Origin of the sequence: Chamaesiphon sp. VAR_48_metabat_403, assembly GCF_031422475.1 — a bacterium.
Lineage (GTDB): Bacteria > Cyanobacteriota > Cyanobacteriia > Cyanobacteriales > Chamaesiphonaceae > Chamaesiphon.
The window spans coordinates 1-12,240 of the sequence record NZ_JANPLS010000022.1; the positions used below are offsets into that span (position 1 = coordinate 1).

The window sequence follows — 12,240 nt, forward strand, 5'->3', positions numbered from 1 at the left end:
TCGCCGCGATCATATACGCGACGAAACGCGGCGAGCATCGAGATGAAAAACGGCGCTTGGTTTTCTCCGCCCGAAAGATTGCGCCCGCTCCGAGCCAACGAAATCGGCGGAGCGTCAGGCCGGTCGGCCGGGACCATCTCGAGGTCGTAGTGGTGGTAGTTGCGGTAATCGAGCAGACGTCGCGCCCGCTCGTCGCCTTGGTCCGGCGCATCGACGGCGCGCATCAACTCCTCCTTGGCGCGCTGAACCTCGGTGGCCTGGACCGCAGCCACGAGGGGATCCGTCGGCTCAAGACCGGAATCGAGCAAACTCCAGATGCCTAACGTGCCAGAAAAGAAGAAAATAATACTCGATACATAGCAAATTGAAATCGCTAAAGCCGTCCACCACGCCCAACTTTTGCACTCGCGCAGATAGAAAATCGGTACTTCTAATAACATCCCGATCGCAAAAATCCAGCCGCCAACCCAGACACTGTTGAAGATAGATTGCCAGTCGATCGTGCCTAATGTGCCTGTCGATGAAGCTGTTAAAATTTCATAAGGATTGCGAAGAATTAAAATTAGGAAAATATATAGATAAATTGTAAAGCTGACATTCCACCGCAAGCGTTTCAACCAATTCCAATATGAGATAATCCCCACCACGCCCAGAATTGCGATCGCATCGAACCAGAAATGTAAGTTAGTCCGAGGAATGTTGATGCTACCGCTATTAAACACAAACATTAATATCAGCATACTAATGGGTACAGAGCGTAAGCTCCAGATTGTGATAATTAATGATGTTGGAATCGGCGGATTTGTAAGGAGCATCAATATTTAAGTTGGATTGACTTATTTGCCATCATAGCAAATACCCCCCAAATGCAATCCGCCAAAGTACTTACACCCCTTTTCGGTGCAGTTTAATAGCTCCTCCCCGCGAGACGATCGCGCGTAAACCGGACAAGTTTTGTTAAAGTGGGAAGTGTAGGCTGCAACGGTAAAGGAAAGCAATACGATGGCAGGTAAACTTTTATTAGTAGATGACGAACCAGGATTGCGAGAAGCAGTCCAAGCGTATCTCGAAGATAGTGGCTATACAGTCCAAGTAGCGAGTAGTGCTAAGGATGCCTGGGAGTTGCTGCAACAACAGTTACCCGATTTAGTGATTTCTGATATCATGATGCCGCAGGTAGATGGCTATCAGTTTCTCAAACAGATGCGAGATGACGACAGGTTTAAGGCAACACCTGTAATTTTCTTAACTGCTAGAGGCATGAAAGCCGATCGCATTTCTGGCTACCAGGCTGGGTGCGATGCTTATTTATCCAAACCTTTCGATCCAGACGAGCTAATCGCGATCGTCAAAAATCTGCTAGAACGTAGGACTGTAGCCGTAACCGCTTCCCAAAATCCGGAAATGGAAGGCATTGCCAAACAAATCGCCGCCGAGCTGCGGGGAATGCTTAATCCCACGAGTGGCATCGTGAAAACCCCGCCGCCAATTCGGATCGATCTGACACCGCGCGAACAAAGTGTCTTAGATTTAGTGGCGGCGGGATTGATGAATAAAGAAATTGCCAAACAACTCGAAACTAGCGTCCGCAATGTCGAAAAATATGTCAGTCGGTTGTTTGGTAAAACAGGAACCAACAGTCGTACCGAGCTGGTGCGTTATGCCTTAGAACATGGATTGACAAATTGACTTTTAACAGGCTTTAAGCTTTAGGCTTTAGGTTTTAAGAGTCAGCATTGCAGTCGATCGATACTGTTGTTGCTAAAAACATAAGATCTGTCCGTGTAAAGTGGATCTACATATCTGGCTTCTAAAATAAGTCGGATATGTGTTTCAATTGGCAAGAGTAATTCTCATTACGAAAATCGAGACCGGATCTCATGCTGGTTTTTAAAAATAAAACTGCTGTAATCCGCATTGTATCGTCACCAATCGCCAAGATTAAAGCGATAAAATCGCGATCGATATTAATAAATTTAGTTGGTTAGCCCACAGATCGTGAAATCTCAGTCGTTAAAACCCGCTCGAAATCAATACTTATTAATCCCGATCGTGTTGTTCGGATTGTGGCTGACGATCGAGATTATCGCGCATTTAGGTGCCGAAATATTGTGGTTTGCAGAAGTCGGCTATTTACCGATGTATTTGCTCCGCCTGAGCAGTCAGGGATTATTGGGGATGGGGGTATTTATCATCACGGCTGCTTATTTGTTAGGCAATCTTGCTCTAGCACAACGACTTGCATCGCCCGATCGGATCGAGATCGATCGTCAGCAATCACCTCAAAATCCGATCGGCATCGATTTAAACCCTCAGCGCGGTTTACCCGTCTTACAGCTCCAGTGGTTGCTGCCACTGACGTTAAGTTTGGGCTTGCTTGTCGGGATAATTTTGACTCATTATCTCCAGGCGGTGAGGAGTCAGTGGGGCATCGATCCTAATTTACCCGATATCAGCCCACCCGCGCTGCGCCTATTGCATCTAGATCCGATCTGGCAACTGGGCAAAAAATTTTACCGACAGGGCTGGATCGCAGTAGGGGTTGGGATACTGACGATCGCGATTCAGATTTATCCGCGTTTTTTACTGCGATCGATCGGGTTAAGCTTGAGTATTGCTATCGCCGGGGCGATTTCGCAACAATGGATGCGGGTGTTACCGTGGTTTCAAGCAACAAGTTTCGGACATCGAGATCCGGTATTCGATCGCGATATTAGCGCGTATATCTTCGGTTTGCCAGTGGCAGATCTGCTGGAATTTTGGTTGATGGGAATGTGTCTGTATGGATTTATTGCCGTGCTGTTGACGTATTTATTGGCTGGCGATAGTCTCAGTCAGGGTAAATTTTGGGGATTTTCGCACGCCCAACAACGCCATCTGGCTGGCTTGGGTGGTGGGTTGATGCTGGTAGTAAGTTTTAGCTATCTGCTGAGTTGTCAAGAGTTGTTGTATTCCCCGCGCGGCGTATCATTTGGCGCAAGTTATACCGATATTAATGTGTTGCTACCCGCCGATGGCGCATTATGTATTTTATCATTGGCGATCGCGATGTATTTAGGCTGGCGATCGATCTATTTCTATGTGCCAGTCAAAGCTGAGCGGCGATTCCTCCGATTGGCAGCGATTTTGTATCTAGTCATGACGATCGGTACTACCAGAATTTTACCCGCGATCGTCCAAACGTTAATCGTTCAGCCCAATGAATTAGTCCGCGAAACACCCTATATCAAACGCACGATCGCGTTGACTCGTCAAGCGTTCGGGCTAGATAATATTACAGTCAATACTTTTAATCCGCAGGCAAATCTCACCGAGCAGAAAATTAAGGCAAACGATCGCATTATTCGGAATATTCGGCTCTGGGATAAACAACCACTGCTGGCTACCAATCGTCAACTCCAACAAATCCGACTTTATTATCGCTTTTTAGATGCCGATATCGATCGATATACTCTCACCAGTGAAGCAAAAGCTTTACCCTCCACTACGCCGCTGTCACTCTCTCTTACCCCCTCCCCTTTCCATGGGGAGGGCTGGGTTGGGCTAAAAATCTCCGCTACAACACCAAAAGCTGTCTCCCTCAATGTTGGTGTTACCCCCCCAACCCCCCCTTATAAAGCGGATGCGCTCCGCGCGGGTTCCCCGCGCAAGGAAGCGTACCAAGCAGGGGGGGCTTTAGCACCAGCCGAGCAACAGCAAGTGCTGATTGCAGCGCGGGAACTCGACTATACCGCCGTCCCCGCTCAAGCTCAAACCTGGGTAAATCAACATCTAATTTATACCCACGGCTATGGATTTACCATCAGCCCAGTCAATCGGGTGGCTCCAGGAGGATTACCCGAATATTTAGTCAAAGATATCGGTACCAATAAAGCAGATTCCCTGACGACAACAGCTATCGCGAGGGCGAGCATTCCGATTGGGAAACCGCGTATTTATTATGGCGAGAGTAGCAACAACTACGTTATGACGGGTACCAAAGTCAAAGAATTAGATTATCCCAGCGGTAATGATAATGTCTACAACGTTTATGATGGGCGGGGCGGAATTAACATCGGCTCGTGGGGACGCAAGCTGCTCTTTGCCACATATTTAAACGACTGGCGGATGGTGCTTACTCCAGAGTTTTTACCAGAAACTAAATTATTAATGCGCCGCAATATCGATCGCCGCATTCGCGCGATCGCCCCCTTCCTCCGGTACGATCGAGATCCGTATCTAGTTGCGGCAGATGCAAAAGGAAACCCCACAGATGCCAAAGATCCCAGTTATCTGTACTGGATCGTCGATGCCTATACTACCAGCGATCGCTATCCTTACTCCGATATTGGCAAGGAAGGCATCAATTATATCCGTAACTCAGTAAAAGTGGTTATCGATGCTTATCATGGCTCTACGAGCTTTTATGCCACCGATCCGAGCGATCCGATCGTGACCACCTGGGCGAAAATATTTCCCGATTTATTCAAACCCCTCAGTGCGATGCCTGTAACTTTGCGTCGCCACATGCGTTATCCCCAAGACTTTTTCAAGATTCAATCAGAACGGTTGATGACCTATCATATGACCGATCCGCAGGTATTTTACACTCGCGAAGATCGATGGCAAATTCCTACCGAAGTCTATGGCGACAAGCCGCGCCTGGTAGAACCCTATTATTTAATTACCAGCTTACCTACTATCCCCGTCCCCGAATTTACCCTGTTGCTCCCCTATACTCCCCAACAGCGGACAAATTTAGTAGCTTGGCTGGCGGCTCGCTCTGATGGCGATAATTATGGCAAATTATTAGTTTACACCTTTCCTAAACAACGCCAAATCTTTGGCCCCGAACAAATCGAAGCGCGTATCAATCAAGATCCAACAATATCGAGCCAAATCTCACTCTGGAATCGTCAGGGTTCGCGCGTAATTCAGGGAAATTTACTAATAGTCCCGATCGAGCAGTCCCTATTATACGTCGAACCGCTCTATCTCGAAGCCACTCAAAACGAGCTACCCACGCTAATTCGGGTGATTGTGGCTTATGAAAATCGCATTGTGATGGCAGAAACACTATCGCAAGCATTGACAGACATTTTTAAACCGCCAGCCACATCTCCGATCGGTGATAACATCTCTAGTGGGATAGGGAATAGGGGAAATAACAGACTCACGATTGGTATTTGAGCTACGATCGACTGTAGCAATTGGAAATTTAGGTAATTTCTAATTTTTATCCCGATTTACGATCGACACCAGAGGATATAAATACATCATCTTGCTAGCTTAAACTGGAAAAGTGTTGGATCGTGAATATTAAACAATATATTAATGACATAGAATCTGCGGCGATCGGATTATCCGTATTAGGAACTGCTGCGGCGATTTTTACTCAACAAGTAGCTTACATTGCTGCGCCCATAACACTTTCCCTTTCATTAAGTTTAGCAAATCGTCAAAAAGAATTAGCAAAAGCCGAACGTCGCCTTGCCAATTTAGAACAACAATCGATTGTTTTACATGCGGCTCCGACTACGGTTGAATTTTATAAATTAGTAGCAAGTGTCAATACCGATCGACAAGAGTTAAAGCGGCTAGAGACAGTACTTTTGGAGATAAAGAACAGAGATAACGATCTATTTTTAACTGAAATAGATTTAACTAAAGATTCGCTCAAACAACTCAGCTTAAATTTTTCTAATTTTGAGCAGGAATTTACCAATCGCCAAACCGCCCGTAATTTAACGATCGCAGATCGAGAATTTGGAGAAATTAGCCATAATGTTCGATCGCTGACTGCGATCGATAACGATCGGCAATCGGATCTGCTAGAACATAGCTTGAATTTTTTAGAATTAGATTTTGCGAGGAATTCGATCGATGAATCGATCGAACAAATGAAGATGAAAATTCAGCTTTTAGAAGAAAGTTCAAAAGTATCTGAAGCTGCCATTAAACAAATCGGCTGGCGGTTTCTAGAGTTAGAGCAAGCCTTTACAGATCGATCTGAACTGGCAACGATCGCGAAAATTGGTAGCTTTGTTACCGAGATCGATAATAAAGTTCAGGTTCTTGAATTAGAGTTTTCTAATACCAAAACAGACCAGTTCTTGAAATTAACTGAATTGGAACTAGATCGAGATAATATCCATACAATAATCGCCGATACTAAATTAACAATTCAGCAGTTAGCTGCTAATAATATATCCGCCAATACACTCCAGCAAATTGAAGACTTAGATATTAGCCTCGGAGACTTGCACGATTATAGCTTACGATTGAAAAATCAGATCGATCGACTCGATTTAGATCGATCCGAACTCATCGAAATCATTGCTTCGGACGAATGTATTCACAAACTAATCCAGCAAGAAATCGAATCGCAGTTTACAGTAATTAAGCAATTTTTACCAGCCGATTACACATACAATTTAATCTATGGTAGAAGCCAGAGTCGTCAAGTATTTCTAGATGCTATACAACAGTCACAATCGCGACTAATTTTAGTATGTCCTTGGTTGACTAAATATGCAATTAATTCAGATGTCATCGAGTTGATGAGAGCAGCTTTAAAGCGCGGCGTATCGATCGAGATTGGCTGGGGACATTTAAAAGATGTCGATAATAATCGAGCATACCTATCGCAAGCAGAACTATTAAAATCAAATGATTGGCACTATAATGCACTTTCAGATTTGTCCGAACTGCAAATTGAATACGATCGATTATTACAACTTAAAGTTTTGGGCACTCATGAAAAATTCTTAGTTTGCAATCGTCAATTTGCGATGCTAGGCAGTCATAATTACCTAACTTCCGATACCAAATCTAGCGAACGCGAAATTGGACTCAAAACCGATAATCTCGAAATTATCGACAAACTCATCAAATTATTCGATCGAGCTGAAGCTTAAAACATGTCTAATAATTTAATTATTCGATCGATAAAACTTTTAGCCACAAATGTTTCCTAATTTTTTACCCGCCAGCGTCACCAAATTAACAGAGCCAGAATCGATCGAATTTGCCAGTCAAATTCAGCGTGCGGATATCGCTACATTGTTAATTACCCAACCGATTTCGACTAGTTATGTCCGTCAGGGTAATGGTGGGATCCCAATTGTCTTTTTACATGGATTCGATAGTTCGATCTTTGAATTTCGCCGGATTACCCCAATTATTTCACAACATACAGAAGTTTGGGCAATCGATCTGTTAGGATTTGGATTTACCGAAAGATTGCCAAATTGTCCGTTTAGTCCGATGAGTATTCGTACTCATTTAGAGGCATTTTGGCAGACTAAAATTCAACAGCCGATAATTTTAGTCGGTATCTCGATGGGTGGAGCTGCTGCGATCGAATTTACACTCAATCATCCCGCAGCCGTCCATAAATTAGTCTTGATTGATAGTGCTGGTTTTACACAACCGCCCGCAATGGGTAAATTTTTAATTCAACCATTAGGTAATTTAGCCACTAAGTTTCTCTCAAGTCCGAAAGTCCGTCAAAGTGTCAGTGAAAAAGCTTACTTCGATCGATCCTTTGCCACTGCAGAAGCGCAACTATGTGCGGCTCTTCATCTAGAAATGCCGAATTGGAGTGAGGCGTTAATTACCTTTACGCGTAGTGGTGGTTATGGGTATTTACTAGATCGATTGTTAGAAATTTCACAAGAGACTTTAATTCTTTGGGGCAAGCACGATCGGATTTTGGGTATCGACGCAGCTCAGAAATTCCAGCAAACTCTACCGAATGCTCGGCTCGACTGGATTGATAATTGCGGGCACGTTCCCCATTTGGAAAAGGCACAGAGTACCGCAGAGTCTATTTTAGATTTTGCAGACGCATAACATACATAGCATGTCAAAATATCCAGTTTAAATATCTGAGGATTTATAAAATCGTGGATTCGCAAGCATTCTTACAATTGATGTAAGAAATCGATATTTACGATCGGGTTATTTCTACAAACTCTAAAAACTCTGCTGCATATCACAAACGGGCATCTGCAAAGGAAAAATTATGTAGATATGCAGAAGCTATTTTAGATTATACAAAATCTATTGAGTTAGACGATATAGATGAATTTGATAGAGAAGAATTAGATGTTACTAACTCAGGATGTCTACTATCATATTTTCATCGTGGTAATACAAGGTTAAAATCTGGCGATCGACAAGAAGCAGTTGAAGATTACACTGAAGTTATTAGTTTTAGAGCAATTACAACAGACGATTTGATGATAATTGCCAAAGCAAGGAGATATGCGGAAGATCTAGAAAGCGCAATTAGAGATTTTACCACGACGATAGATTAGGGATCGATCGAAACTTAACCATCCACCATCCACCATCTACTATCCACTAGGCTAAAATAACCAAATAATCGATCGAGTGTCCCCAATGACTGCTGCGCCCAAACATCGGAAAGCCAAAGCTCTAAAACCCAACAGTATCAAACCTGCAAAGGAGCTGTGTAGCGAATGTGGGTTGTGCGATACCCACTATATTCACTACGTCAAAACCGCCTGTGCTTTCCTCAATCAGCAGATTCCCGCTCTAGAAACGCAAACCCACGGGCGCAGTCGGGATTTAGACAAACAAGATGACTTGTACTTTGGCGTGCATCAGCAGATGATGGCGGCGCGGAAAATCGAGCCAATTCCTGGGGCACAATGGACGGGAATTGTCAGTACGATCGCGATCGAAATGTTAGAGCAGGGGCTGGTAGAAGGCGTTGTCTGCGTCCAAAATACGCCTGAAGATCGGTTCACACCCATGCCGATAATCGCGCGGACTAGAGCGGAAATTCTCGCGGCTAAGGTGAATAAACCCACCCTGTCGCCCAATTTATCCATCCTCGAACAAATCGCCGAGTCGGGATTGAAGAAGCTGTTAGTGATTGGGGTTGGCTGTCAGATTCAAGCCTTACGCGCCGTCGAGAAAGAATTAGGCTTAGAGCAACTATACGTACTCGGTACGCCCTGTACCGATAATGTCACCCGCGCGGGGTTGCAGAAGTTTTTAGAAACCACCAGTCGATCGCCTGAGACGGTAGTTTATTATGAGTTCATGCAAGATTTTAACGTCCACTTTAAGCATGAAGATGGTTCGACGGAATTAGTGCCATTTTTTGGCTTAAATACCAAAGAATTAAAAGATGTATTCGCCCCGTCTTGTTTGAGTTGTTTCGACTATGTAAACTCTCTTGCCGATTTAGTCGTCGGTTATATGGGCGCACCTTTTGGCTGGCAATGGATTGTAGTTAGAAACGATCGCGGTCAACAGATGTTAGATTTAGTAAATAATGCCATTGAGACTCAAGCTGTGATGTCTAAAGGCGATCGGACAGCCGCCGTTCAGCAAAGCATTCCCGCCTACGATAAAGCGGTGACATTACCGATGTGGGTGGCGAAAATTATGGGTGTAGTTATCGATAAAATCGGCCCGAAAGGATTGGAGTACGCGCGGTTCTCGATCGATTCTCACTTTACCCGTAATTATCTATTTACCAAGCGCAATTATCCTGAAAAGCTAGAGCGACACGTACCAGATTTTGCGAAGAAAATTGTCAATCGATATAAATTACCTGAGTAAAATAGTGAAGTTGTAAAATCATGTTTGGCGTTAGCTCTGTTGGCATCCAAAAATTACTTGTAACTTATAAGCTATGATACGGCAATCTTAAACGAGAAACTATTCTCTCCGTTCCTATCTCTGCAACCTCTGTGCCTCTGCGGTTGAAAAACATCAATTCAAGATTACTAGTAATTGAGGAAATTATTTAAGATTGCTGTAAAGTGCAGGATTGAGAAGATGAAACAGGTATTTATAGAAGAAAAAACTTTCGATAAAATAGATTTTACTCAGAATCCATTAAGTAAGGGCGAGTATGAGTACTGTAAATTTGTGAACTGTAACTTATCAGAATCTGACCTTTCAGACTTTAAATTCTTGGAGTGTGAGTTTTCAGGTTGCGATCTTAGCTTGGTTAATCTCGATAGAACATCGTTGAAAGACGTTAAGTTTGAGAATTGTAAAATGCTGGGTCTAAATTTTGGAGGCTGTAACAAATTTGGATTCGGAGTTTGTTTTGATACTTGCATCCTCAATTATTCATCATTTGCCGATCGGGAGTCCTCCCTGAATCAGCGCGTGAAGTTTAAGAACACAGTATTTAAAAATTCGCAACTTCATGAAGTAAATTTTACTGAATGCGATCTTAGTTCGGCGATTTTTGATAATTGCGATCTGACTGGGACTATCTTTGAATATACGATTTTAGAAAAAGCTGATTTTCGGAATTCTGTTAATTACTCAATCGATCCAGAATTAAACCGCATCAAAAAAGCTAAGTTTTCACGATCGGGGATAGCTGGACTTTTAGATAAATACGATCTGGAAATAGATCCGATGAATTAGCACAGAGAAGTAGGACGGGAGCACAGCCACACCATTGTCAAAGACGGGACGAGGGGAACTCTATCGATTTTCCGCAGTCCTAGACAATATGAGCCGCGATCGACTTAAACTAAGCTGACCGTAAATATTTACTTCCCCGAATCGAAAAATGCAAAAACCATTTCAGCGTGTAATCGTAGTTAGTTTGCTTGTGGGTGCCCTAATGTTAGGTGGTTGCGATAGTCCCAAACAGCAAGCGGCTACCCCCACAACTAGTCCATCACCAACATCGACTAGTACCCCAGATACAACTACCAGTCAGTTTCCCGGACTACCCAGACTCAATGGTAAAGCTACAGTAGTCATGACCGTTCAAGGTAACAAACAAATTACCATCGAGTTAGATGGCAACAACGCACCAATTAGTGCGGGTAACTTTGCCGATTTAGTCCAGCGTAAATTTTATGATGGCTTGAGCTTCCATCGCGTCGTTCGCCAACCACAGCCGTTTGTAGTTCAAGGTGGCGACCCCAAAGGTAATGGTAGTGGCGGTTTCATCCCGGCGGGTTCTAGCACCGAACGTCGCATTCCGCTCGAAATTAAGCCCAAAGGCGCAGCGGCACCAGTTTATAGTAAAACCATGACCGATGTCCCCGAACTGCAACACAAACGCGGTACGATCGCGATGGCAAGGTCTCAATCTCCCGACTCTGCATCTTCTCAGTTTTATTTTACCCTGGCAGATATCGCCTTCCTCGATGGTAACTATGCGGTCTTTGGCAAAATCACTAAGGGTTTAGAAATTATCGATACCATTCAACAAGGCGATAAAATTACCTCGGCGAAGGTAACTCAAGGGATTGAAAATCTGAAGAAGTAATGGGGTTCGGAGTAGCCCATTCAGGGCGGCTACTCCAACGGAGATGGGAGTTTAGAGTTTGGAAAAACTGCACTTTATAACAGTAGAACTGCTCTAATTAATTCTTAATTGTTTAAAATATTCAGGTAGGAGCACATGAATTGCCCCTACCTGATGTTTTTGGATAGTCAGGAGCGTGTTAACGAGATTCCTCGTACGAAGAAGAATGCAAATTGTGGTGACGGGGATTGGATTGAGATCTGCATTTGGCGATTTAGAGCAGACTTGGCATGGCTTAATGGAATGTCGAACGGCGATTAAATTCCATCAACCTTTTGCCGATTTACCCCCACTTCCGCTAGCTTTAATCGACAAACAGCCGCAACAGATTCTCGATCTGACTCGTACCGTTGTCGCCGCAGCCGTGAAAGATGCTGGGTTGAGCTTACCATTACCCGATTGTGGTGTCGCGATCGGTTCGAGCCGCAGTTGTCAGTCGCAATGGGAACGCCTAGCCGCCACTCCAGCCAACCAACGAAATTTGAGCGATTGGTTAGATACCTTACCCCAAAGTCCCGCAATCGCTACAGCCAGATATATCGGCTCTAGATCGGCTCTGTTAGCTCCGATGGCGGCTTGTGTGACGGGAATGTGGTCGATCGCGCAAGCAGTGAATTTAATTCGTTCTGGAGCCTGCGAGCGGACGATCGCGGGAGCGATCGAAGCACCGATTACACCGCTCACGATCGCGGGTTTTACGCAAATGGGTGCCCTCGCGACTACTGGCTGTTATCCCTTCGATCTGCGGCGGGAAGGTTTGGTTCTAGGCGAAGCAGGGGCGGTATTTATATTAGAGACAGCAGCATTAGCACGCGCGCGGGGTGTCAAAATTTATGGAGAAATCTTAGGATTTGGCTTGACAAATGATGCTTATCATATGTGTGCGATGGATGAAGCTGGGACTGCGGCAAATCGGGCGATCTGGCAATGTCTCGATC

General features: G+C 44.4%; 10 protein-coding genes. 9 read left to right on the forward strand and 1 reads right to left on the reverse strand.

Annotation, left to right across the window (positions count from 1 at the left end; genetic code table 11):
- On the reverse strand, positions 1–740 hold a 740-nt coding region (locus RMO79_RS01210; RefSeq protein WP_310481226.1), incomplete at its 3' end, for an SbcC/MukB-like Walker B domain-containing protein.
- 262 nt (positions 741–1,002) lie between these two features.
- Between RMO79_RS01210 and RMO79_RS01215 the strand changes: the two genes are divergently transcribed.
- The 9 genes from RMO79_RS01215 to RMO79_RS01250 form a co-directional block, all read left to right on the forward strand.
- The gene (locus RMO79_RS01215) at positions 1,003–1,689 is read left to right on the forward strand and encodes a response regulator transcription factor (RefSeq protein WP_310481227.1); all 687 of its coding nucleotides are present in this window, start codon (positions 1,003–1,005) and stop codon (positions 1,687–1,689) included.
- A 291-nt stretch (positions 1,690–1,980) separates the two neighbouring features.
- Positions 1,981–5,169: a UPF0182 family protein gene (locus tag RMO79_RS01220; RefSeq protein ID WP_310481229.1), complete on the forward strand. Its 3,189-nt coding sequence runs from the start codon at positions 1,981–1,983 to the stop codon at positions 5,167–5,169.
- A 122-nt stretch (positions 5,170–5,291) separates the two neighbouring features.
- Positions 5,292–6,896, forward strand: a complete 1,605-nt coding sequence (locus RMO79_RS01225; protein ID WP_310481230.1) for a phospholipase D-like domain-containing protein — start codon at positions 5,292–5,294, stop codon at positions 6,894–6,896.
- Positions 6,897–6,945: 49 nt separating this feature from the next.
- Positions 6,946–7,833: an alpha/beta hydrolase gene (locus RMO79_RS01230; RefSeq protein WP_310481232.1), complete on the forward strand. Its 888-nt coding sequence runs from the start codon at positions 6,946–6,948 to the stop codon at positions 7,831–7,833.
- Between the two features lie 110 nt (positions 7,834–7,943).
- Entirely contained in the window at positions 7,944–8,300 is a 357-nt protein-coding gene (locus RMO79_RS24405; RefSeq protein ID WP_396136490.1) for a tetratricopeptide repeat protein, read from the forward strand.
- Between the two features lie 85 nt (positions 8,301–8,385).
- Positions 8,386–9,579 carry a Coenzyme F420 hydrogenase/dehydrogenase, beta subunit C-terminal domain gene (locus RMO79_RS01235; RefSeq protein WP_310481234.1) on the forward strand — a complete coding sequence of 398 codons (1,194 nt, stop codon included), beginning with the start codon at positions 8,386–8,388 and terminating at the stop codon, positions 9,577–9,579.
- Between the two features lie 219 nt (positions 9,580–9,798).
- Positions 9,799–10,404, forward strand: a complete 606-nt coding sequence (locus RMO79_RS01240; protein ID WP_310481237.1) for a pentapeptide repeat-containing protein — start codon at positions 9,799–9,801, stop codon at positions 10,402–10,404.
- A gap of 148 nt (positions 10,405–10,552) precedes the next feature.
- Positions 10,553–11,263: a peptidylprolyl isomerase gene (locus RMO79_RS01245; protein ID WP_310481235.1), complete on the forward strand. Its 711-nt coding sequence runs from the start codon at positions 10,553–10,555 to the stop codon at positions 11,261–11,263.
- A gap of 205 nt (positions 11,264–11,468) precedes the next feature.
- Positions 11,469–12,240: beta-ketoacyl synthase N-terminal-like domain-containing protein (locus tag RMO79_RS01250; protein WP_310481236.1), on the forward strand; the 772-nt coding region annotated here is incomplete at its 3' end.